Below are 21,845 nucleotides of genomic sequence, written 5' to 3'. Positions count from 1 at the left end.
TCCCGGCGCCCCGGCGCCCCGCGCCCCGGGGTGCCGGAGCCGCGTCAATCCCCCTCTTCGCCGCCCTCGTTGCCGCCCTTTTCGAGGGGCGTGGGCGAGAAGTTGTCCTTCCACACGGCCTCGGCACCCGAATGGCCGATCCGGTACACCTGGACGGCGGCACCGATCCCCACCACCAGGGACAGCACCACCGCCACCACCCGGAACGGGAGGCTGTCGGCGAACGCCACGGACCGCGCCGGGGCGTCGGCGGAGCCGGCCGCGGGGGCCGCCGCCGACGCCCGGCGCCGGAAGAACCACAGCGCCGCCGAGAGGACGAACAGGCCGATCACCCAGGGCAGCAGGGACTCGCCCAGCTCCGCGTGCTTCTCCACCAGCGCGGTCTCGTCGACCCGGTCCTCCAGCCACTCCCCCGCCTCGGTGGTCAGGGGGACGAGGATCAGCGACACCAGGGCCAGCAGCGGCAGACCGATCCCCGCCCGGGCCATGACGGCGGGCCAGATCGCGCAGACCACCAGGCCGAGCGCCGCCAGCAGGACGAGCACCACCACGAAGTGGGCGAGGAGGACGTGGGCGGGAGGCCCGTTGAAGGTCGTGAGCTCCACTGGGGGCGGTCCCTTCGGGGGTACGGGGCACGGTACTCCGCCAGCGTTCCCGCACCGCCGGAACCCGGCAACCGAAGGGCCGCCGTCCGGGTGGCAGTCAGGTGGCCGCAGGCTCCGGGAGCTGGATCTCCACCGTCTTGATCTTCCCCGAGGTGCTCACCACCGCCTTGACCGGCTGGTCGCCGGGCGCACCCGCCTTGCGGGCGGCCTGGACGAACTGCTCCAGCTCACTGAGGGTCATGTCCTTCTTCGAGCCGCTCTTCGCGAACCTCACGGTCATGTGCCGCTCCCGCGCGGTAGAAGCTCCGGGGTGTCCGGATCGCGGGCGATTCTACCGTCTTGGCGGTGGTTGGTCCCGATGGTCGGACACAGTCGCGGCGGGGCGGCGGGCCCCGCCGCCCCGCGGACGGTGTCAGCGGTCCGCGTCGGTGTCCGCGAGGAAGTCCAGGGCGACGGCCCAGGTGCGCTCGGCGGCCTCGGCGTCGTGGTCGGGCAGTCCGGGGTCGGTGTAGAGGTGGCCGGCGCCGCGGTAGCGGTGGACCTCGACGTCCGCGCCGGCCCGCCGCATGCGCAGGTACCAGGTGTTGAGCCAGTCCTCGGTCTCGAACGGGTCGGGCTCGGCCACGTGCAGCTGCACCGGGATGTCGGTGGCGGCGTCGTCGGGGAGGTCGGAGGTGCCGTGCAGCAGGAGCAGGCCGCGGGCCCGGCTGTCGGCCAGGGCCAGGTTCTGCGCCACCGAGCCGCCCAGGGAGAACCCCGCGTAGACCAGGCCCCGTTCGGACAGCGGCGCGGAGACGGTGACGGCGCGCATCAGCAGTTCCTCCCTGCCGATCTCCTCCTTGACGGCCATGCCCTCCTCGGCGGTCGCAGCGGTGCGGCCCTCGAAGAGGTCGGGCACGTGGACCTCGTGCCCGGCGGCGCGCAGGCGCTCCGCCGCCTCGTGCACCGCGGGGCGCAGTCCGTAGGAGGAGTGGAAGAGGACGATGACGGCCACGGTGGTGTGTGCTTCCTTACGCGCGGGTCCCGCAATGTTCGGCGGCGGGACGGGTACGCACCCCATCGTGCCAGTTGCGGCCGCGCCCCGCGGCCGCCGGCGTACGGACCGGCGCTCCGGCGGCCGGTGTCCTGGAGCCGATGTCTCGGAGGGGCCTGGGTGATGACGGAACAGGTGTGGCGGCCGCTGCTCGTGCTGGCGGGGGTGGTGCTGCTCTCGCTGGCGGTGGGCTGGATCGTCGACAAGGTGCTGCAGCGCGTCGACGCCCGCCACCCGGAGACCCCGCTGTGGCGGCTGCTGCGCCGCGGCCGCATCCCGCTCCAACTGGTCCTGGCCGCCGCGCTGCTGCGCGGCTCCTACCGGGCCGCCAACCCCCGCGAGACGGGCCTGTCCCGGGAGGCGCTCGACGCGATCGGGCACTTCCTGACCCTGGTGCTGATCGCCGCGGTGGCGTGGCTGGTGGTGCGGGTGGCCTACGCCGTCACCGACGCCTCGTACAACCGGTACGCCTCCGCCGCGCACGACCGGGCGCGGGTGCGCCGGGTGCGCACCCAGGTCTTCCTGATCCAGCGGGTGGTGACCGCGATCGTGGCCACCGTGGCGGTGGCGGCGATGCTGCTGACCTTCCCCGCGATGCGGACCGTCGGCACGAGCATGCTGGCCTCGGCCGGCGTGCTGGGCATCGTCGCCGGCATTGCCGCCCAGTCGACGCTGAGCAACCTGTTCGCGGGCCTGCAGATCGCCTTCGGTGACATGGTGCGCATCGGCGACATGGTGGTGGTGGACGGGGAGCTGGGCACCGTGGAGGAGATCACCCTGTCCTACCTGGTGCTGCTGACCTGGGACGAGCGGCGGATCGTGATGCCGGTGTCGTACTTCACCAGCAAGCCGTTCGAGAACTGGTCGCGCAACGGCGCCCAGATGACCGGCACGGTCTACTTCCACCTCGACCACTCCGCCCCCGTGGAGGCGATGCGCCGCAGGCTCCAGGAGGTCCTGGAGGAGTCCTCGGTGTGGGACCGGCGCGCCTGGAGCCTGGTCGTCACCGACACCACGCCGTCGACGATCCAGGTGCGGGCCCTGCTCACCGCCCGGGACGCGGACGACATCTGGACCCTGCGCTGCGAGGTGCGCGAGAGGCTGATCGAGTGGCTGCGCGAGGAGCACCCGTACGCGCTGCCGCGGATCACGACCGCCCCCGCCCCGGGCGGGGCTCGGAGCGTCCCGGCGCCGCGGGCCGCCCGCCTGGACAAGGACGGGCGTTTCGACCGCGGCCTGCCCGGCGGCGAGCGCGAGCCCGGGGAGCGGGCCGGCTCGGTCCGGGCACCGGGTTACGGGGGCCACGACCGCCACGAGAGCCACGACGGGCACGACCGCCACGAGGGCCCCTCCCGGGACGGCGACCCCCGCGGCGACTAGGGGCGCGGCGCGGGGGCGCGGCGTTGTCACAGCCTCGTGGCAGTCTTCGGTGCCGTACCCCATGACGAAGAGGAGCGGTTCCCGTGCGCATCGTAGTGGTCGAGTTCATGAGCCTGGACGGCGTCGTGCAGGCACCGGGCGGCCCCGGCGAGGACACCGACGGCGGATTCGCCCACGGCGGCTGGTCGGGCCGGTTCTTCGACCCGGAGACGGTGGGCGGCGCCTTCGACGAAGCGCTCGCCGGGGCCGGGGCCCTGCTGTTCGGGCGCCGCACGTGGCAGACGATGGCGGCGGCGTGGCCGGGGCGGGCCGGCGACCCGTTCGCCGACCGGATGAACGCGATCCCGAAGTACGTCGTGTCCGGCACGCTGGGCGACGACGACCTGACGTGGCGGAACACCGTGCGGATCCCCGGCGAGGGGGCCGTCGCCCGCCTCCGGGAACTGCGCGGGGCAGAGGGCGGCGACCTGCTGGTGATGGGCAGCTCCGCGCTCGTGCGCACCCTCCTGCACGAGGGCCTGGTCGACGAGCTCCGGCTGATGATCATGCCGGTGATCCTCGGGGGCGGGAAGACGATCTTCCCCGGCGACGGCGTGCTGCGCACGCTCGAGCTGGTCTCGTCGGTGACCAGCGGTACGGGCGTGCACGTGTGCACCTACCGTCCGGTCGCCGCCGGGTAGGCCGGGGCGGCCCCGCCCCGGGGGCCGGCGGTCGCCCGGGGGCCGGTCCGGGTCCGGGGCTCAGTCCGGGTCCGGGCCCCGGTCCGCGTCCGGGGCGAGGAGCCTTTCCGTGGCCCGGGCGGCGAATTCGAACACCTCGGCCGGTTCGTCGCCCTCGTCGATCCTGCGGATGCAGGTGTCCACGACCGCCTGGATCACCGCGACCGTGAGCACGGGATGGGGCGGTGCGAGTTCGGCGATCACCCGTTCCAGGCAGGCGTGCAGGGACGTGTGCAGTTCCCTCACCTGCTGCCGGGCCGAGGCGGACAGGGAGCCGCGGGACAGCGACGCGCGCCAGCCGTGGGTGCCGCGGGCGGCCTGTTCGAGGTTGGCCCGCACGTAGGCGACGGCCCGGTCCCGGGGGGTCCGTTCGGCCGCGACGGCCCGGTCGACGGCGGCGATCCAGGCCGGGAACTCGCGCGTGACGACGAGCTGGAGCAGGTCGTCGACGGAGTCGAAGTACCGGTAGATGCTGTTGCGCGCGATCCCCGCCCGCTTGGCGACCGCCCCGGCGGTGAGGGCGTCGACCCCCTCCTCGGCCACGATCGCCTCGGCCGCGTCGATCAGCCGCTCCAGTCGCTGTGCGCGGTGCTCGCGGACGCTTCCCGCCTCGATCTTCGGCATCTTCTCCCCACCATCGTCGCGCCGGCGCACCGCGCCCGGCTGCACCGGGTTGCCCGTGTTCGGAGACGGCTGTTAGCTTGGCGCCATCTTAGAGACACCCCTGTCTCTAACTTCTTCGACGAAGGCTGCCCACCCGTCATGTACTCCAGCATTCTCCGATGCTTCCTGGGTTCGAGGAAACGCGCCGCCGCCGTGGTCCTGTTCTGGGTCCTCCTGGCAGGGCTCCTGGCGCAACTCGCACCCGACCTGAAGTCCGTCCAGGACAACACCTCCGCCAACCTCCCCCCGGCCGCCTCGGACTCCATGAGGGCCCGCGAACTGGCCCGGAAGGAGTTCCCCGGGCAGGACGCGGTCCCCGCCGTCGTCGTGGTGCGCGGCGCGGACGGCGACCGGGGCAGCGCCGAGCGGGCGGTCCGGCGGATCACCGCCGCCCTGTCCGGGCCGGGCCGCCCCGGGCAGGTGACCGGCGTGCTCTCCCCCGCCGGGGGGCCCGGCAAGAACCCCGGCCCCGCGGCGGACCTCGTCTCGAAGGACGGCGGGACGCAGATGATCGTCGCGCCGATGGAGGGCAGCCCCTCCGACGAGTCGTTCCGGGCCGACGTCGAGAAGATCCGGAAGCTGGCCGCCGACCGGGCCGGTGACGCCGAGGTCGCCGTCACCGGACCCGCGGGCATCGCCACGGACACCGTCGAGGTGTTCAGCAACGGCGACAAGGTGCTGCTCCTGGCAACGATCCTGCTCGTCCTGGTCCTGCTGCTCGCCATCTACCGCTCGCCCCTGCTGGCCCTCGTCCCCCTGGTGGCCGCCGGGGTGGCGATGCGGGTGGCGGAGACGCTCGGCGCCCTCGCCGCGGACGCCGGCTGGATCGACATCAGCTCCCAGACGGCCTCGATCATGACGGTCCTGCTCTTCGGCGTGGGCACCGACTACGTGCTCGTCATCACCGCCCGCTACCGCGAGGCCCTGCTGGACGAGCCCGACCGTTGGCGGGCGATGCACACCGCGATGCGGTCCGTCGGGGAGACCGTGCTGGCCAGCGCCTCGACGGTCGTGCTCGCCATGTTCGCGCTGCTGGTCGCCGTCTCGCCGTCGCTGCGCGGCTTCGGCCCGTACCTCGCCCTCGGCGTCGCGGTCATGGCGCTGGTGGCCTTCACCTTCGTCCCCGCGCTCGTCCTCCTCCTGGGGCGCGCCGTCTTCTGGCCGGGAGGCGTCGCCAGGGCCGCGGAGCGCAGCCTCGGCGGCGCCGTGTGGCACCGCGTCGCCGACACCGTCACCCGCGCGCCCGCCAAGGTCGCCGGGGCGGTCGTCGCCCTCCTCCTGGCGATGAGCGCCGGCCTGGCCGGCTACCAGGAGAGCTTCGACTTCGTCAGCGGCTTCCGCGTCGACACCGGGTCCGAGCGCGGCCAGGAGCTCGTCGCCGAGGCGTTCGGCCCCGGGGAGACCGCGCCCGCCACCGTCCTGGTCCGCGGCGACGGCGACCTGCGCACGACGGACGCCCCCGCCCGCATCGCCGACGCGCTGTCCGGCGCGGACGGCGTGGCCCGGGTCGGCGAGCACCCGCGGCTCAGCGGCGACGGCCGCACCGCGGCGTTCACCGTCGTCCTGGACGGCAACCCCTACGGCCCGGAGGCGCTCGACGCGGTCGAACCCCTGCAGGAATCCGCCGCGGCCGCGGCCGCGCGCGCCGGAGTCGTCTCCCCCGAGGTCCTGGTGGACGGCGAGACGGCCCGGACGGCCGACATCCGCTCCGCGCTCGACCGCGACACGGTGGCCGTCGTCCTGCTCGTGCTGGCCGTCGTCACCGCGGTGCTGGTCGTGCTCCTGCGGTCGGTCCTCGCCCCGCTCTACCTGGCCGTGACGCTGGTCCTGTCCTTCCTGGCCACGATGGGCGCCACCGTCCTCACCACCCTGACCGTCCTCGGCGACGACGGCATCGGCAACCGGGTCACCGCCTACGTCTTCGTCTTCCTCGTCGCCCTCGGCGTCGACTACAACATCTTCATCATGAGCCGCTTCAAGCAGGAGGTCCGCACGGCCCCGCCCGTGCAGGCGCTCCGGACTGCGGTCACCCGCACCGGCGGCGTCGTCTCCTCCGCGGGCCTGATCCTGGCGGCCACCTTCGCCGTGCTGACGACCCAGCCGATCCGCGAGCTGTTCCAGTTCGGGTTCGCGATGGCCCTCGGCGTCCTGCTCGACACCTTCCTGATCAGGCCGCTCCTGGTCCCGGCCGTCGTCCGGCTGCTCGGCGACCGCGCCCTGTGGCCCGCCCGGATGCCGCACTCCCGGGCACAGGCCGCGCCCGGCGCCGCGGCCCCGGCGGAGGCCGCGACGAAGGCCCCGGGGAGGACCGCATGAGCGCGGACGACGCGTCCCGCGGGGCGCCCGACCGGACGACGCGCCGCCTGGTGCGCTGGTTCTCCGTGATCGCGGCCGTCGAGGCGTTCACCTGGGCCGGGCTGCTGGCCGGGATGTACGTCAAGTACGTCCCGGAGACCACCGAGCTGGGCGTGCGGATCTTCGGCAGCCTGCACGGCGCCGCGTTCGTGGTGTACGTCGCCGTCACCGTGCTGGTGGCGGTCCGCCTGAAGTGGCCGCTGCGCTGGACGGTCCTGTGCGCGCTGGCCGCCTCGGTGCCGCCGTTCGCGACGGTGGTGTTCGAGGCCTGGGCCCGGCGCCGCGGCCTGCTCGACCCGTCCGGCCCCCGGCCGCCCGGGGAGGGCGGACGCCGTACGCCCCGGTCCGGGGCGTCCCGGTCCGGCACCGCCTGACGGGCCTCGCCCGGCGGCGGCCCCCGCGGGCCGCCGCCGGGCGGGTGCGTACCGGCCGCCGGGGAGCCCGCTACCGCAGGGCTACCGCAGGCTGCGCACGTCGAGCTGGCGCAGCACCCGGTCGACGATCTCGGGGTCCGTGCCGCGCTCGCTGCGCGCGGCGAGGACCTCGTGCCGCGCGGCGGCGAGCATCTCCGCCTCGATGCGGCGCAGTTCGTGCAGCCGCCGGGTGCGCTGCCGGTAGGCGTCGCGCTTGTCCTCGTCGGCCATCTCGGGGTTGATGCGGGCCCCGATGTCGTAGGCCCGGGTGCGCAGCCGCTCCACGACCTCCTCGGGGAGGTCCTCGCCGTCCTCGATCTCCTTCAGCCGCTTCCGGGCGGCCCGGTAGGCGCGGCGGGCGAGCTGCTGCTCGGTCCGGTACTCGTGCGCGCCGTCACCGGTCACCCCGAGCCGCCCGACCAGCCACGGCAGCGTCAGCCCCTGGAGGACCAGGGTGGCCAGGACCACGGCGAAGGCGACGAACAGCATCTGGTCGCGCCCCGGGAACGGCCGGCCGCCGTCGACCGTGAGCGGCACGGCGAGCACCAGGGCGACGGAGGCCACCCCGCGCATGCCCGCCCACCACATGACGACGACCTCGCGCGGGCTCATCGGCACGTCCTCGTCGACGTCCTTGTTCCGGTGCAGCCGCCTGGCCAGCCAGGCCGCCGGCAGCAGCCACAGCAGCCTGACCCCGACCACCACGGCGACCACGACCGCGGCCTGCCCGAGCCACTGCCGCCAGTGGCCCTCGGACGAGGCCAGCACGGCGTGCAGCTCCAGGCCGATCAGGCCGAACGCGACCCCGGTGACCAGGGTCTCGACGACGCGCCAGAACGCGTGGCCGGCCAGGCGGGCCGTCACGTCGTCGGCGGTACCGGCGCGCTCGGCCAGGAACAGCGCCGTGACCAGGACCGCCAGGACCCCCGAGCCGTGCATCTCCTCGGCGAGCGCGTAGGCGGCGAAGGGCACCAGCAGGCTGAGGCCGATCTGCAGGGTGGGATCGCCGAGCAGGCCCATGAGCGTGCGGGTCGCCAGGCCCAGCAGGAGGCCGACGGCCACGGCGACGACCGCCGAGAGCAGCAGCTGCCCAGCGGCCGCGGGGGCGGAGAAGGTGCCGGTGACGGCGGCGGCGATCGCCACGTGGTAGACGACGATGGCGGTGACGTCGTTGAACAGCCCCTCGCCCTCCAGGACGGAGACCATGCGCCGGGGCAGCCCGAGGGAGCCGGCCACGGCGGTCGCGGCCACCGGGTCGGGCGGCGCCACCAGCGCGCCCAGGGCCACGGCGGCGGCCAGCGACAGCGCGGGCACCACCGCCTGCGCGGTCGCGGCGACCGCGGCCGTGGTGACCAGCACCAGCGCGACGGCCAACAGGAGGATCGGCCTGACGTTGGCCGCGAACTGCCGCCAGGAGGTCCGCTGGGCCGCGGAGTACAGCAGCGGCGGCAGCACCAGGGGCAGGATCAGGTCCGGAGGCACCTCGACGTCGGGCACGAAGGGCAGCAGGGCCAGCACGCCGCCGAACAGCGTCATCAGGACCGGCGAGGGCAGTCCCAGCCGCTCCCCCAGCGGCACCATGCACACCGCGGCCAGCAGGACGACGAACAACAGGGCCAGTTGGTCCACGGGCGGCACTCTCCGGCGGGCGGGGCGTACGGGCTCGGAGCCCGGACCGCGGCCGGCCGGCGGCCCGCCGCGCACGGAGCGGTCCGCCCCCTCCCGGTGCTAGAGACCGCGCCGCATGGCCCTGTGCATGATACCGCTGCCGTCGTCGAACTCCTGGCCGAAGGCGGTGTAGCCGAGCCGGGCGTAGAACGGCACCGCGTGCACCTGCGCCTCCAGGTACACGCCCGTCGCGCCGAGCAGCCGGGCCTGCTCCTCCGCGGCGCGCACCAGCGCGGCCCCCAGGCCGGTGCCTCGCGCGGCGGCGCGCACCGCCACGCGGCCCAGGGCCGCGACGCCGGCGGGCAGGCCGTACTTGGCACGGGCGACCCCGCCGTGCAGCAGGCGGGCGGTGCCGACGGGACCGTCGGGACCGGTGGCGAGCAGGTGGACGGCGCCGGCGTCGTAGGAGTCCCACTCCTCCTCCTCGGGCACGCCCTGCTCGACGACGAACACCTCCCGGCGCACGGCGTGCACCGCGGCCAGGGCGTCCTCGCCGACGACGGCCACGGCGGGGGCCGCGGGAGCAGCGGGGGCCGCGGGAGCGGCGGGGGCGCTGGTCTCCATCAGGAGCTCTCCGCCCGGACGGTGTCCAGGGCGTGCCGGAGGTCCTCGGGGTAGTCGCTGGCGAACTCCACCCAGCGGCCGTCCTCGGGGTGCTCGAAGCCGAGCCGGACGGCGTGCAGCCACTGGCGGCCGAGCCGCAGCCGCTTGGCCAGGGTGGGGTCGGCGCCGTAGGTGAGGTCGCCGACGCAGGGGTGGCGCAGCGCGGACATGTGCACCCGGATCTGGTGGGTGCGGCCGGTCTCGAGCTTGATGTCGAGGAGGCTGGCGGCGCGGAACGCCTCGACCAGGTCGTAGTGGGTGACGCTGGGCTTGCCTCCGGCGACCACGGCCCACTTGTAGTCGTGGGTGGGGTGGCGGTCGATGGGCGCGTCGACGGTGCCGCTCATCGGGTCGGGGTGCCCCTGGACGAGGGCGTGGTAGCGCTTGTCGACGGTGCGCTCGCGGAACTGCTGCTTGAGCACGGTGTAGGCGCGCTCGGACTTGGCCACCACCATCAGGCCGGAGGTGCCCACGTCCAGGCGGTGCACGATGCCCTGGCGCTCGGCGGCACCGGAGGTGGAGATCCGGTAGCCGGCCGCGGCGAGCCCGCCGATCACGGTGGGGCCGGTCCAGCCCGGGCTGGGGTGGGCGGCGACCCCGACCGGCTTGACGACGACGACCAGGTGCTCGTCGTCGTGCACGATCTCCATGCCCTCGACCGGCTCGGCGACGATCCGCACGGGGGCGGCTGGGGCCGGCATCTCGACCTCCAGCCAGGCGCCGCCGTGCACCCGGTCCGACTTGCCGGCGGCCGCGCCGTCGAGGGTGACCTTGCCGGCGGCGGCGAGTTCGGCCGCCTTGGTCCTCGAGAAGCCGAACATGCGGGAGAGGGCGGCGTCGACGCGCTCGCCCTCCAGGCCGTCGGGTACGGGAAGGTTTCGGATCTCGGGAATCGTGCTCACCCGGTCGAGTATGCCGGACTCGGCGCGGCCCCGGTGCAGGCGGCCGGACGGCCGCGGCCCGCCCGCGCCCGTTCAGTCCTCGTGCACGGTCCCGTCGGGGTCCAGCCCGCGGAAGGACAGCCAGACGATCAGGATCCCTCCGCACACGATCGCCGAGTCGGCGATGTTGAAGATGGCGAAGTGGGCGGGGGCGATGAAGTCCACCACGTGGCCCTCGAAGACCCCGGGGGAGCGGAAGATCCGGTCGGTGAGGTTGCCCAGGGCGCCGCCGAGCAGCAGTCCGAGCGCGATCGCCCACGGCAGGCTGTGCAGCCTGCGGGCTATGCGGGCGATCACCACGACGACGGCCATCGCGATCAGGGTGAGGAAGACGGTCAGCGCCTCGCCGATGCCGAACGCCGCCCCGGGGTTGCGGATGGCGTGGAAGCGCAGGTACTCGCCGACGACGTCGATCGGCGGATTTCCCTCGAGGTGCTCCACCACGAGGATCTTGGTGATCAGGTCGATCGCGTAGGCGACGACGGCGACCGACAGGAGCGCGGGGATGCGCCGCGGGCCGCGGGGCGCGGGGGCGTCCGCGGAGCCCGCGTCCCCGGAGTCGGCGGGCGCGGAATCCGCGCCCGCGGGGGCCTCCTTCGCGGCACCCCCGGGCGTCTCGTCCTGCGCGTCCCGTGCCGCGCCCCGCGGCCGCTGCTCCGGTCCGGTACCGATGGTCGGCTCCGCCTTCGTCACGTGAGTCCCTCACCAGGTGTCCAGCGCCGGGCATCACCCGGCTGCCACGAGGGTACGGCAACCGGCCGCCCCGCGGGCCGGGCACCGGGCGCGGGGCGGCGGGAGCGGGGCGCCGGGCGCGGGCCGGCGGGAGCCCCGGGGCCGGGACCGCGCGGCCCGCCGCCCGTCCGGCGGCTAGCGGCGCTCCTGGCGCTGCTTGCACTCCACGCACAGGGTCGCCCGGGGGAACGCCTGGAGCCTGGCCTTGCCGATGGGCTTCGCGCAGGACTCGCACAGGGCGAAGGTGCCGCCCTGCAGCCGCTCCAGGGCGTGCTCGGTCTGGCGGAGCATCTCGCGGGCGTTGGCGGCCAGCGACAGCTCGTGCTCGCGGGAGATGTTCTTGGTCCCGGTGTCCGCCTCGTCGTCGCCGGCGCCGCCGCCGGAGTCGCGCATCAGGCCGGAGAGGGTCTCCTCGGAGGCCACCAGTTCCTGGCGCAGCCGTTCGGCCTCCTCGGCCAGCCCGGTCCTGATCTCCTCGACCTCCTCGGCCGTCCAGGGGTCCTCGCCGGGCCTGACGGCCAGGTCGCCCGGGCTCGTGACGGCCGTGCCGCCGACCGCGGGCACCGTGCCCGCCCCGGCTGCCACCGGGCTCTTCTCCACGGTCTTCGCCGCGGTCTTCTTAGCCACCACCGTCTTGGCTCCCGTCTTCATCCACTGGGGACCGCGGTCCTCTTCGCGGCCGGGGCGAGGGCGCGCCCGCCTCTTCCTGCGCACCGCCCTCGGCGGGTGCGGCCGCACTCCGCGTCGCCGCGTCCGCCACGACCGCACCCCCTTCGCATTCCGTGATCCTGCTCGCGAATCGTGCCGGAACGATAAATCGACTCCGGACCCGCGGCAACGGGGCACGCCGCCCGCCCCGTCGGCCCTGCCCGATCGGCAGCGCGTCCGGTATGCGTTGTGCCCAGTGCCGGGCGGGGTATTCCGGAGCAGCCGGTCGGGCGGCCCCGTACACTGGGCGCAGCGACAGGCATGGATGGGGACGAGTAGCGCCGCACGCAGCCGCGAGCGACCCGGGGACGGTGTGAGCCCGGGGGTGTGCACGGCGTGAAGATCACCCCGGAGCCGCCGGAAGAAAGCCCCCGGACCGCGCCGGCGGACGCACGGCGCGGGCGGGCGGGCGAGTAGAACCGGCACGCGGCCCCAATGAGAGGGCCGGGGACGGGCGCCCGCGCAGCGGGTCCGCGTCCGCGGTCAAGGAGGGTGGTACCGCGGGAGCCGCCGCCGACGGTGCGGTGCCTCTCGTCCCTCCGACGGACAGCGCAGTGACCCTTTCCGCCGGAGGCCCCGCCGATGACGCCGCAGTACCAGCCGGTACCCGCCCAGGTCGACCTGCCCGCCCTCGAGCACTCCGTGCTCGGCTTCTGGCGCGAGCACAAGGTCTTCGCCCGCTCCCTGGAGCAGTCCGAGGGACGGCCCGAGTGGGTCTTCTACGAGGGCCCGCCCACCGCGAACGGCATGCCGGGCGCGCACCACATCGAGGCCCGCGTCTTCAAGGACGTCTTCCCCCGCTTCAAGACCATGCGGGGCCACCACGTGACCCGCAAGGCCGGCTGGGACTGCCACGGCCTGCCGGTGGAGCTGGCCGTGGAGAAGGAGCTCGGCTTCAACGGCAAGAAGGACATCGAGGCCTACGGCATCGCCGAGTTCAACGCGAAGTGCCGCGAGTCGGTGCAGCGGCACGTGGGCGCCTTCGCCGAGCTGACCGAGCGCATGGGCTACTGGGTCGACATGGACGACGCCTACCGCACCATGGACCCCGAGTACGTCGAGTCCGTGTGGTGGTCGCTCAAGCAGATCTTCGACAAGGGGCTGCTGGTCCAGGACCACCGGGTCGCCCCCTGGTGCCCGCGCTGCGGCACCGGCCTGTCCGACCACGAGCTGGCGCAGGGCTACGAGACGGTCGTCGACCCCTCGGTGTACGTGCGCTTCCCGCTGACCTCCGGCCCGCTGGCCGGCGAGGCGTCGCTGCTGGTGTGGACGACCACCCCGTGGACCCTGGTGTCCAACACCGCGGTCGCCGCCCACCCCGGGGTGACCTACGTCGTGGCCACCGACGGCACCGAGAGGCTGGTGGTGGCCGAGCCGCTGCTGGGCAAGGCCCTGGGCGAGGGCTGGACGGCCACCGGGCAGTCCTTCACCGGCGCCGAGATGGAGCGCTGGGCCTACCGCCGCCCCTTCGACCTGGTGGAGATCGAGGACGCGCACTTCGTCCTCAACGCCGAGTACGTCACCACCGAGGACGGCACCGGCCTGGTCCACCAGTCCCCCGCCTTCGGCGAGGACGACCTGAAGGCCTGCCGCGCCTACGGCCTGCCGGTGGTCAACCCGGTGCGCCCCGACGGGACCTTCGAGGAGGACGTCCCCCTGGTCGGCGGGCAGTTCTTCAAGAAGGCCGACGAGGCGCTGGTGGCCGACCTGGACGCGCGCGGCCTGCTCTTCCGGCACCTGCCGTACGAGCACAGCTACCCGCACTGCTGGCGCTGCCACACCGCGCTGCTGTACTACGCGCAGCCGTCCTGGTACATCCGCACCACGCAGGTCAAGGACGCGATGCTGCGGGAGAACGAGCGGACCAACTGGTACCCGGACGCGGTCAAGCACGGCCGGTTCGGCGACTGGCTGAACAACAACATCGACTGGGCCCTGTCCCGCAACCGCTACTGGGGCACCCCGCTGCCGGTCTGGCGCTGCGAGGAGGGCCACCTGACCTGCGTCGGCTCCCTGACCGAGCTGGGCTCCCTGGCGGGCAGGGACCTGTCCTCCCTGGACCCGCACCGCCCCTACATCGACGAGGTCACCTTCGGCTGCACCGCCGAGGGCTGCTCCCTGACCGCGGTCCGGGTGCCCGAGGTGATCGACGCCTGGTACGACTCCGGGTCCATGCCGTTCGCGCAGTGGGGCTACCCCTACCGCAACAAGGAGCTCTTCGAGAGCCACTACCCGGCGCAGTTCGTCTGCGAGGCGATCGACCAGACCCGCGGCTGGTTCTACACGCTGATGGCGGTCGGCACCCTGGTCTTCGACCGGTCCTCCTACGAGAACGTGGTCTGCCTGGGCCACATCCTCGCCGAGGACGGCCGCAAGATGTCCAAGCACCTGGGCAACATCCTCCAGCCGATCCCGCTGATGGACCAGCACGGCGCGGACGCGGTCCGCTGGTTCATGGCGGCCGGCGGCTCCCCGTGGGCGGCCCGCCGGGTGGGCCACGGCACCATCCAGGAGGTCGTCCGCAAGACGCTGCTGACCTACTGGAACACCGTCGCCTTCCAGGCCCTGTACGCGCGCACCAGCGGCTGGGCGCCGTCGGACGCCGACCCGGCGCCGCAGGACCGCCCGCTGCTGGACCGCTGGCTGCTGGGCGAGCTGAACACGCTCACCGAGCAGGTCACCGACGCGCTGGAGGACTTCGACACCCAGCGGGCCGGCAAGCTGCTCTCGGCGTTCGTCGACGACCTGTCCAACTGGTACGTGCGCCGCTCCCGCCGCCGCTTCTGGCAGGGCGAGCCGGCCGCGCTGGCCACCCTGCACGAGGTCGTCGACACGGTGACCCGCCTGATGGCCCCGATCACCCCGTTCATCACCGAGCGGGTGTGGCAGGACATGGTCCGCCCGGTGACGCCGGACGCCCCCGAGTCGGTGCACCTGGCCTCCTGGCCGGCCGTGGACGCCTCGCTGGTCGACCCGGCGCTGTCGGAGCAGATGGCGCTGGTACGGCGCCTGGTGGAACTGGGCCGGGCTACCCGCGCCGACTCCGGCGTCAAGACCCGCCAGCCGCTGCGGCGCGCGCTGATCGCCGCGGCGGGCTTCGAGGACCTGGGCGAGCAGTTGCGCGCCCAGATCGCCGAGGAGCTCAACGTGGCCTCGCTGGCGTCCCTCAGCGAGGTGGGCGGCTCCCTGGTGGACACCTCGGCCAAGGCCAACTTCCGCGCCCTGGGGCGCCGTTTCGGCAAGGGCACGCAGCCGGTCGCCAAGGCGGTCGCCGCGGCGGACGCGGCCGCGCTGTCCGCCTCGCTGCGGGAGACCGGCTCGGCGGTGGTGGAGGTGGACGGCGAGTCCGTCACCCTCTCCCCCGACGAGGTGATCGTCACCGAGACCCCGCGCGAGGGCTGGGCGGTGGCCTCCGACTCCGGCGCGACCGTCGCCCTCGACCTGGAGATCACCCCCGAGCTGCGCCGCGCCGGCCTGGCCCGCGACGCGATCCGGCTGATCCAGGAGGCCCGCAAGAACAGCGGCCTGGACGTCGCGGACCGCATCGCGCTGCGCTGGGAGTCCGGCAGCGCCGAGACCGCAGAGGCCCTGGCCGAGCACGCCGGCCTGGTCGCCGACGAGGTCCTGGCCGTGGACTTCGCCCGCGGCACCGCCGACGCCTCCGGCGGCCGGGGCGAGCCGTTCCACGACGAGGCGCTGGACCTGCGCTTCTCGCTGCGCAAGGCCGACGCCCCGAAGGAGCTGTGACCGGACGAACACCCTCCGCTGTCCCCGCCGTCGGGGCGGGGACAGCGGCCGGATAGTCTCCTCCCATGTTCGGACCGGGCCATCGCCAGTGGACGCCTCCCTCGCCTCCCCTGGCCGACTTCCTGCCACCCGGCCCCCTGGAGGCCCGGCTCACCGAGGCCGCCCGTGCGCGCAGCGACGAGCCCTACCTCCAACTCCTCGCAGGCCGCAGGCTGTTCGTGCAGGTGCCCCACGACCGCACGGACCACGGCCGTACGGACGGGGAGGACCGCCCGCCCGGCCCGGACCTGCTGCACACCCGCGGCACGGACCGGGCCCTGCCGCTGTGGACCCGGGGCACCCTCCCTCCCGCGGAGCCGGGCCACGTGTTCCTCTCCCGGGACTGCGCCGGCCTCTTCGGGCAACTGCGCGGCGGACGGATCGTGGTGGCCCCGGAGACCCCGGCGGAACGCCGCCTGACGGCCACTCCCGAGAACCACCGGACGCTGCTGCGGCTCGAACGGGAGCGCCCGCACCCCGACGGCGGCCGCCACGGGCACACCGGGGCCCTGCTGCACCGCTCCTCCTGGCCGGTGCACGGCGTCCTGGCGCAGTCCCTGGCTCTCGGGGCCCACCTCGCCGTGCACAACGGCCTGCCGTGGAACGAGCTCGGCGACTGCTGGCACGGTTACGAGGAGGACCGCGAACTCCTGCGCGAGTCCTGGGGGGTCCACTCCCCCGAGGGCTGGCGGAAGGCGGTGGACGACCTGCTGGACCGGCACGGCGGCGACCGGGCGACCGAGGTGGCCCTGGTCGCCCGGCTGCGGGCGGTGGCCTGCGGCTCCCGCCCCCGGGACGTCGACGCCTGGGACGAGCAGCTGGGGCTGGTCTGCCTGGAGGCCGGGCTGCCGACCGAGGCGCTGGACCAACTGCTGGCCCGGGCAAGGCGCGTGGCCCGCTACGAGGCGCGGTTCCGCGCCGACGGCCTCCTGCCCGCGGACGGCTTCGTGACCAGCGTGCGCGGGTACGACTACGGCCGCGCGGTGAACATGGCCCGCTGGGGCCTGGCCGCCCGCTACGCCGACCGCGCCGCCGCCGAGGAGGCGGTGCTCCGCGCCGGGCGGATGGCCCGCAACCGGTACACGTCCTGGGCCGCGTTCTCCGCCGGCTACGTCCTCGGACGCGTCCTGCGCTTCGACGAGGAGGAGTTCGGCGAGTGGTACGGGCACGGGCTCGGCCCGCACCGCGTCCTCACCGGCGATCCCGCCAGCCCCTGGCGGAGCCTGGACTGGCGGCTGCCCGCCCGGTGACCGTGCCCGGGCGCCCGGCTGCCCGGGAACGCCGAAGGGCCGGGCCCGGAGGGGATGATCCCCTCCGGGCCCGGCCCTTCGGTCGTACCGGGCTCCCGGGCGCCCGGCGCCCGAGCGGCAGTCAGGTCAGTTGTCGTCCTCGTCGATCAGGAACCCGCGCATGGGCGTGGGCGCCTGCTGCAGCGGCTGCGGGGCCTGCGGGCGGACCGGGGCCATCGGCTGGGTCATCGCCGGGGACATCTGCTGCTGGCCGCCGTAGGTCTGGTTGCCGCCGGCGGTGTGGCCGCCGCCGTAACCGCCGCCGTGGCCCATCCCGTTGGCGCCGGCCGAGGACATGCCCGTGGGGGCCGGCAGCGAGGGGGCGGCGGGGGAACGCGGCGGGGCCAGCGTGTCGTCCGCCTGGCTCTCCAGCTGGCGCAGCTGGCTCTCCAGGTAGGACTTCAGCCGGGTGCGGTACTCGCGCTCGAAGCCGCGCAGGTCCTCGACCTTGCGCTCCAGCGTGGCGCGCGCGGACTCCAGGGAGCCCATCGCGACGCGGTGCTTCTCCTGCGCGTCCCGCTCCAGCGCGTCGGCCTTGGCCCGCGCGTCGCGCTCCAGGCCCTCGGCGCGGCTGCGGGCCTCACCGACGATCTTGTTGGCCTCGGAGCGGGCCTCGGCGATGGCCTGGTCGGCCGTCTGCTGGGCGAGCGAGAGCACTCGGGCGGCGCTGTCGCCGCCGGGGGCCTGCTGCTGCTGCATCGGGTGACCGGGGCCGGGGCCCTGCTGCTGCATGGGCAGACCGGGGCCCTGCTGCTGCATCGGGTGGCCGCCGGGGCCGGGGGGCAGCTGCGGAGCGCCGGGAAGCTGCGGCGGACCCATCTGCTGGGGGCCGCCCATCTGTCCCGGAGGCACCGGCTGCGGGCCCGATATGGCAGCGGGCACCGGCGCGTTGGGGCGCTGCTGTTGCTGCTGCTCCTGCTCCTTGCGCATGCCCTGCTGCTGGTTCTGGGCGGCGGCACGGGTGGCGGCGGCGAGTTTGGCCCGCAGGTCCTCGTTCTCGCGCAGCAGCCTGGTCAGCTCCGCCTCGACCTCGTCGAGGAAGGCATCGACCTCGTCCTCGTCGTATCCCTCGCGGAGACGGACGGTCGTGAACTGCTTGTTACGAACGTCCTCGGGGGTCAGCGGCATCTCTTCACCTCAACGTGATCGTCGGCATATGGGTCAAGACCGTATCGTTCACAGCCCGGCCACGACGTTGATCAGGATGTAGACAATGATCATCAGTACGAAGAAGGACAGGTCGAGCGCCACGCCCCCGAGGCGGAGCGGCGGAATGAATCGCCGCAGAAGCTTGAGTGGCGGATCGGTGACAGTGTAGGCGGCCTCCAGGACCACCACCATCGCCTTGCCCGGTTGCCACGAACGGGCGAACTGGAAGACGTAGTCCATCACCAGTCGGAAGATGAGCACCAGCAGGAAGCAGTACAGCACGATGTAGAGCACCTGCTGCGCGACGGCCATCGTGCTTCCCTCTCCCCTGCCTGTCGTTCTTTCGCATCTGTGCGGTGGCCGGCTCCGGCCGACGGCTAGCTCTGGTTGAAGAACCCGCCCTCGGCGATCCGAGCCTTGTCCTCCGCCGTTACGTCGACGTTAGCAGGCGACAGGAGGAACACCTTCTGCGTCACCCGCTCGATACTGCCGTGAAGACCGAAGACCAGTCCGGCTGCGAAGTCAACCAGACGCTTGGCGTCGGTGTCGTCCATCTCCGTCAGATTCATGATCACCGGGGTGCCCTCGCGGAAGTGTTCCCCGATGGTACGGGCCTCGTTGTAGGTGCGGGGGTGGAGCGTGGTGATGCGGTAGGGCTCCCTCTCCGACACGACCTTGGGCATGATCACCGGTGAGTTCTTCTCCAGGCTCGGCGGTTCGGGACGTCGTTCGGGTGTGATGGATGCCACGGGAGCGATCCGCGGCGGCTCCTGTCGGACCGGCGTGCCGGTGACCCGCACCGGCTCCTCCTCCTGGGGCGGCGGCGGGGTGTGACGACGGGCCCGCTCCGGTTCGGGCTCCGGTTCGAAGTCGTCGTCCGGGTCGAACCCCGGGCCGTCGTACCCGTCGTCCTCCACGAGGCCGAGGTAGACCGCCATCTTGCGCATCGCGCCGGCCATGCTCTACGTCCTCCGGTTGCGGGGAATGACCATATTTTCTGGTGTGGTCCGACTTGTTTGGTGACGTTACCCGAGCCCGGGTCGGACTCCGAGTACCGCAGTACCGATGCGCACATGTGTCGCCCCGGCGGCCACGGCCTCCTCCAGGTCCGAGCTCATACCGGCCGAGACCATCGCGGCCGCCGGGCGGGATGCTCGCAGATCGGAGGCGATCCTGGCCAACCGGTCGAACGCCGGCCGGGGCCGGCCCGCCCAGGGTCCCGTCAGGGGCGCCACGGCCATGACGCCGTCGAGCCGCAGGAACGGGGCCGCGTCGACCGCGGCGGCGAGCTCCTCCACCGCCCCGGGGGCCACCCCGCCGCGCCCCGAGGGCAGCGGGGAGTCCTCCGGCCCTCCTTCGAGGGCGACTTGGAGCAGACACCCGATCTCCCTCCCCTCCTTGGCCGCGGCCGCGGAAAGGGCGTCGACCAGCCTGGGGCGGTCCACCGAGTGGACCCGGCTCGCGTAGCGGACCACGGACCGCACCTTGTTGGTCTGCAACTGCCCCACGAAGTGCCAGTTCAGTCCGAGGTCGGCGCACTCGGCCGCCTTCGGCGCCGCCTCCTGGTCGCGGTTCTCGGCGACGTCGGTCACCCCCAGCTCCGCGAGGTGCCTCACGTCGCTCGCCGGGTAGGTCTTGGTGACCACGATCAGGGTCACCTCCTCGCGGGCGCGGCCGGCGGCCGCGCAGGCGGCGGCGATCCGCTCCTCGACCGCGGCCAGGTTCGCGGCCAGCTGGTCCTTGCGTGCGCTCACGTGCTCTTCGGTCCTTCGTGCTCGTCCAGCCAGACGTACCCGGCCAGGCGGCCGGTGGTGGCCTCGCGCCGGTAGGAGAAGTGGTCCGGCGACTCCAGCGTGCACACCGGCGACCTTTCCCGCACCCGCACGCCGGCCCGGGCCAGTTGGGCGTGCACGCCCGCGGGGACGTCAAGCGCGGGGGTGCCCCGGCGGGTCGTGGCCCACGCCTCGGGCACCGCCGCCGCGACCTCCGCACGCATCTCCTCCGGCACCTCGTAGCAGCCGCCGCAGACGGCCGGCCCGGTGGCCGCGACGATCCGCTCCGGGCGGGCGCCGAGTCCCGCCATCGCCTCCAGTGCCGCCGGGACCACCCCGGCCAGCAGGCCCGGCCGGCCCGCGTGGACCGCGGCGGCGACGCCGGCCACCGGGTCGGCCATCAGCACCGGGGTGCAGTCGGCGACGAGGACGGCCAGCGCGAGCCCGCGGCGGGCGGTCACCAGCGCGTCGACGGCGGGCACCGGGGCGTCCGGCGGCCACGGCCCGTCGACCACGGCGACGTCCCGGCCGTGCACCTGGTTCATCCAGACCACGGCGGCCGGGTCCAGCCCGAGCGCCTCGGCCGCCAGCCTGCGGTTGGCCGCGACGGCGGCGGGGTCGTCGCCGACCGCGCCGCCGAGGTTGAGCCGGTCACGAGGAGCGGCGCTCACCCCGCCCCACCGGTCGGTGAAGGCGAAGTGAACGCCGCGGTCCCCCCGGGAGCGGTGTCCTATCACTTGAGGAAGTCCGGGACGTCCAGCTCCTCGGCGGGGCTGTCCTGGTACGGGCGGGCCTGCGGCACGTGCGGCGGGGCGACCGGCGGGGCGGGCATCTCGGTGACCGGGGCCGGGACCGGGGCGGGCTCCGGGTTCTCGTCGCGGGCGGCGACGCTGCCCAGCCCGCCGAAGGACGAGCGCGAGCCGGCGTCGGGCTGCGGGGCCAGGCGCGGGGCCGCGGAGACCGGGGCGGAGTCCTCGCGGCCGCCGCCGGTGCCGCCGGTGCCGCCGAGGACCTTGTCGCGGCTGCCCTTGGCCGGCGGCTGGCCGCCGTCGAAGCCGGCGGCGATGACGGTGACCCGGACCTCGTCGCCGAGGGCGTCGTCGATCACCGCTCCGAAGATGATGTTGGCCTCCGGGTGGGCCGCCTCGCTGACCAGCTGGGCCGCCTCGTTGATCTCGAACAGACCGAGGTCGGAGCCGCCGGAGATGGACAGCAGCACCCCGCGGGCGCCGTCGATGGACGCCTCCAGCAGCGGGGAGGAGATCGCCATCTCGGCGGCGGCCACCGCGCGGTCGTCGCCGCGGGCGGAGCCGATGCCCATGAGCGCCGAACCGGCTTCGGACATCACCGACTTCACGTCCGCGAAGTCGAGGTTGATCAGGCCCGGGGTGGTGATCAGGTCGGTGATGCCCTGCACGCCGGAGAGCAGCACCTGGTCGGCGGACTTGAAGGCGTCAAGGACGCTCACCTGCCGGTCGGAGATCGACAGCAGGCGGTCGTTGGGGATCACGATGAGGGTGTCGACCTCGTCGCGCAGGCCTGCGATGCCGTCCTCCGCCTGGTTCGCGCGGCGGCGCCCCTCGAAGGTGAACGGCCGGGTGACCACGCCGATGGTCAGGGCGCCCAGCGAACGGGCGATGTTGGCCACGACGGGCGCGCCGCCGGTTCCGGTGCCGCCGCCCTCGCCGGCGGTGACGAAGACCATGTCGGCCCCCTTGAGGACCTCCTCGATCTCCTCGCGGTGGTCCTCGGCCGCCTTGCGGCCGACGTCGGGGTTGGCGCCCGCTCCGAGGCCGCGGGTGAGTTCCCGGCCGACGTCGAGCTTGACGTCGGCGTCGCTCATCAGCAGGGCCTGCGCATCGGTGTTGATCGCGATGAACTCGACGCCCTTGAGACCGACCTCGATCATCCGGTTGATGGCGTTGACGCCACCGCCGCCGATGCCGACGACCTTGATGACTGCGAGGTAGTTCTGCGGTGCTGCCACGTCGAAGGCCTCTCGCCTCGAGTTACGGGTCGCCGCTGCGCG

General features: G+C 74.0%; 20 protein-coding genes and 1 pseudogene. 6 read left to right on the top strand and 15 right to left on the bottom strand.

The window, feature by feature from the left end; translation table 11 throughout:
• Positions 1-44: 44 nt before the first annotated feature.
• The 3 genes from GQS52_RS21060 to GQS52_RS21050 form a co-directional block, all read right to left on the bottom strand.
• On the bottom strand, positions 45-605 hold the full coding sequence (locus tag GQS52_RS21060) for a DUF2231 domain-containing protein (RefSeq protein ID WP_182314906.1): 561 nt from the start codon (positions 603-605) through the stop codon (positions 45-47).
• Between the two features lie 97 nt (positions 606-702).
• A complete protein-coding gene (locus GQS52_RS21055) occupies positions 703-885 on the bottom strand; it encodes a hypothetical protein (protein WP_182314905.1) in 183 nt (60 codons plus the stop codon).
• 132 nt (positions 886-1,017) lie between these two features.
• Positions 1,018-1,599 carry a dienelactone hydrolase family protein gene (locus tag GQS52_RS21050; RefSeq protein WP_259370895.1) on the bottom strand — a complete coding sequence of 194 codons (582 nt, stop codon included), beginning with the start codon at positions 1,597-1,599 and terminating at the stop codon, positions 1,018-1,020.
• A 162-nt stretch (positions 1,600-1,761) separates the two neighbouring features.
• Between GQS52_RS21050 and GQS52_RS21045 the strand changes: the two genes are divergently transcribed.
• On the top strand, positions 1,762-3,018 hold the full coding sequence (locus GQS52_RS21045; RefSeq protein WP_182314903.1) for a mechanosensitive ion channel domain-containing protein: 1,257 nt from the start codon (positions 1,762-1,764) through the stop codon (positions 3,016-3,018).
• Positions 3,019-3,101: 83 nt separating this feature from the next.
• A complete protein-coding gene (locus GQS52_RS21040; RefSeq protein WP_182314902.1) occupies positions 3,102-3,698 on the top strand; it encodes a dihydrofolate reductase family protein in 597 nt (198 codons plus the stop codon).
• A 60-nt stretch (positions 3,699-3,758) separates the two neighbouring features.
• On the opposite strand, the gene GQS52_RS21035 is transcribed toward GQS52_RS21040, so the two are convergent.
• Entirely contained in the window at positions 3,759-4,361 is a 603-nt protein-coding gene (locus GQS52_RS21035) for a TetR/AcrR family transcriptional regulator (RefSeq protein ID WP_182314901.1), read from the bottom strand.
• Positions 4,362-4,499: 138 nt separating this feature from the next.
• Between GQS52_RS21035 and GQS52_RS21030 the strand changes: the two genes are divergently transcribed.
• Both GQS52_RS21030 and GQS52_RS27960 read left to right on the top strand, forming a co-directional pair.
• Positions 4,500-6,716: an MMPL family transporter gene (locus tag GQS52_RS21030; protein WP_182314900.1), complete on the top strand. Its 2,217-nt coding sequence runs from the start codon at positions 4,500-4,502 to the stop codon at positions 6,714-6,716.
• Positions 6,713-7,129: a DUF3817 domain-containing protein gene (locus GQS52_RS27960; protein ID WP_182314899.1), complete on the top strand. Its 417-nt coding sequence runs from the start codon at positions 6,713-6,715 to the stop codon at positions 7,127-7,129. The genes GQS52_RS21030 and GQS52_RS27960 overlap by 4 nt, the downstream gene beginning before the upstream one ends.
• An 81-nt stretch (positions 7,130-7,210) precedes the next feature.
• Here the strand turns inward: GQS52_RS27960 and GQS52_RS21020 are convergent, their stop codons facing one another.
• From GQS52_RS21020 to GQS52_RS21000, 5 genes and pseudogenes are all read right to left on the bottom strand, one after another.
• Positions 7,211-8,797, bottom strand: coding sequence for a Na+/H+ antiporter (locus GQS52_RS21020; RefSeq protein WP_182314898.1), 1,587 nt, complete (start codon positions 8,795-8,797; stop codon positions 7,211-7,213).
• A 99-nt stretch (positions 8,798-8,896) separates the two neighbouring features.
• Positions 8,897-9,400: a GNAT family N-acetyltransferase gene (locus GQS52_RS21015; RefSeq protein ID WP_182314897.1), complete on the bottom strand. Its 504-nt coding sequence runs from the start codon at positions 9,398-9,400 to the stop codon at positions 8,897-8,899.
• On the bottom strand, positions 9,400-10,341 hold the full coding sequence (locus tag GQS52_RS21010) for an RluA family pseudouridine synthase (protein WP_182314896.1): 942 nt from the start codon (positions 10,339-10,341) through the stop codon (positions 9,400-9,402). Before GQS52_RS21010 ends, GQS52_RS21015 begins: the two co-directional genes overlap by 1 nt.
• A 72-nt stretch (positions 10,342-10,413) precedes the next feature.
• Positions 10,414-11,073, bottom strand: a complete 660-nt coding sequence (lspA, locus tag GQS52_RS21005) for a signal peptidase II (RefSeq protein WP_259370894.1) — start codon at positions 11,071-11,073, stop codon at positions 10,414-10,416.
• Positions 11,074-11,247: 174 nt separating this feature from the next.
• Positions 11,248-11,950: pseudogene (locus tag GQS52_RS21000) on the bottom strand (TraR/DksA family transcriptional regulator).
• A 452-nt stretch (positions 11,951-12,402) separates the two neighbouring features.
• Between GQS52_RS21000 and ileS the strand changes: the two are divergent.
• On the top strand, positions 12,403-15,567 hold the full coding sequence (gene ileS, locus GQS52_RS20995) for an isoleucine--tRNA ligase (protein ID WP_182314894.1): 3,165 nt from the start codon (positions 12,403-12,405) through the stop codon (positions 15,565-15,567).
• A 65-nt stretch (positions 15,568-15,632) separates the two neighbouring features.
• Positions 15,633-16,856 carry a DUF1266 domain-containing protein gene (locus tag GQS52_RS20990; RefSeq protein ID WP_182314893.1) on the top strand — a complete coding sequence of 408 codons (1,224 nt, stop codon included), beginning with the start codon at positions 15,633-15,635 and terminating at the stop codon, positions 16,854-16,856.
• Positions 16,857-16,982: 126 nt separating this feature from the next.
• Here the strand turns inward: GQS52_RS20990 and GQS52_RS20985 are convergent, their stop codons facing one another.
• The 6 genes from GQS52_RS20985 to ftsZ form a co-directional block, all read right to left on the bottom strand.
• Complete coding sequence (locus tag GQS52_RS20985; RefSeq protein WP_182314892.1) at positions 16,983-18,023, bottom strand: DivIVA domain-containing protein; 1,041 nt, start codon at positions 18,021-18,023, stop codon at positions 16,983-16,985.
• A gap of 48 nt (positions 18,024-18,071) precedes the next feature.
• Entirely contained in the window at positions 18,072-18,356 is a 285-nt protein-coding gene (locus GQS52_RS20980; protein ID WP_182314891.1) for a YggT family protein, read from the bottom strand.
• Between the two features lie 65 nt (positions 18,357-18,421).
• Complete coding sequence (gene sepF / locus GQS52_RS20975; RefSeq protein ID WP_182314890.1) at positions 18,422-19,003, bottom strand: cell division protein SepF; 582 nt, start codon at positions 19,001-19,003, stop codon at positions 18,422-18,424.
• A 66-nt stretch (positions 19,004-19,069) separates the two neighbouring features.
• Positions 19,070-19,798, bottom strand: a complete 729-nt coding sequence (locus GQS52_RS20970; protein WP_182314889.1) for a YggS family pyridoxal phosphate-dependent enzyme — start codon at positions 19,796-19,798, stop codon at positions 19,070-19,072.
• The gene (gene pgeF / locus GQS52_RS20965) at positions 19,795-20,553 is read right to left on the bottom strand and encodes a peptidoglycan editing factor PgeF (RefSeq protein WP_182314888.1); all 759 of its coding nucleotides are present in this window, start codon (positions 20,551-20,553) and stop codon (positions 19,795-19,797) included. The genes GQS52_RS20970 and pgeF overlap by 4 nt, the downstream gene beginning before the upstream one ends.
• A complete protein-coding gene (gene ftsZ, locus GQS52_RS20960; RefSeq protein WP_182314887.1) occupies positions 20,550-21,803 on the bottom strand; it encodes a cell division protein FtsZ in 1,254 nt (417 codons plus the stop codon). Before ftsZ ends, pgeF begins: the two co-directional genes overlap by 4 nt.
• Between the last annotated feature and the right edge of the window lie 42 nt (positions 21,804-21,845).

This window comes from Streptomyces sp. SCUT-3, from assembly GCF_014083985.1.
In the GTDB taxonomy this organism is placed as follows: domain Bacteria; phylum Actinomycetota; class Actinomycetes; order Streptomycetales; family Streptomycetaceae; genus Streptomyces_H; species Streptomyces_H thermolineatus.
This window is presented reverse-complemented; position numbering and strand designations above follow the sequence as displayed.

What these genes read in the sequence shown, in the direction of transcription:
- GQS52_RS21055 (WP_182314905.1), bottom strand. Translation starts at nt 885, where the DNA reads ATGACCGTGAGGTTCGCGAAGAGCGGCTCGAAGAAGGACATGACCCTC.
- GQS52_RS21045 (WP_182314903.1), top strand. Translation starts at nt 1,762, where the DNA reads ATGACGGAACAGGTGTGGCGGCCGCTGCTCGTGCTGGCGGGGGTGGTG.
- GQS52_RS21035 (WP_182314901.1), bottom strand. Translation starts at nt 4,361, where the DNA reads ATGCCGAAGATCGAGGCGGGAAGCGTCCGCGAGCACCGCGCACAGCGA.
- GQS52_RS21030 (WP_182314900.1), top strand. Translation starts at nt 4,500, where the DNA reads ATGTACTCCAGCATTCTCCGATGCTTCCTGGGTTCGAGGAAACGCGCC.
- GQS52_RS27960 (WP_182314899.1), top strand. Translation starts at nt 6,713, where the DNA reads ATGAGCGCGGACGACGCGTCCCGCGGGGCGCCCGACCGGACGACGCGC.
- GQS52_RS21015 (WP_182314897.1), bottom strand. Translation starts at nt 9,400, where the DNA reads ATGGAGACCAGCGCCCCCGCCGCTCCCGCGGCCCCCGCTGCTCCCGCG.
- ileS (WP_182314894.1), top strand. Translation starts at nt 12,403, where the DNA reads ATGACGCCGCAGTACCAGCCGGTACCCGCCCAGGTCGACCTGCCCGCC.
- GQS52_RS20990 (WP_182314893.1), top strand. Translation starts at nt 15,633, where the DNA reads ATGTTCGGACCGGGCCATCGCCAGTGGACGCCTCCCTCGCCTCCCCTG.
- GQS52_RS20985 (WP_182314892.1), bottom strand. Translation starts at nt 18,023, where the DNA reads ATGCCGCTGACCCCCGAGGACGTTCGTAACAAGCAGTTCACGACCGTC.
- GQS52_RS20980 (WP_182314891.1), bottom strand. Translation starts at nt 18,356, where the DNA reads ATGGCCGTCGCGCAGCAGGTGCTCTACATCGTGCTGTACTGCTTCCTG.
- sepF (WP_182314890.1), bottom strand. Translation starts at nt 19,003, where the DNA reads ATGGCCGGCGCGATGCGCAAGATGGCGGTCTACCTCGGCCTCGTGGAG.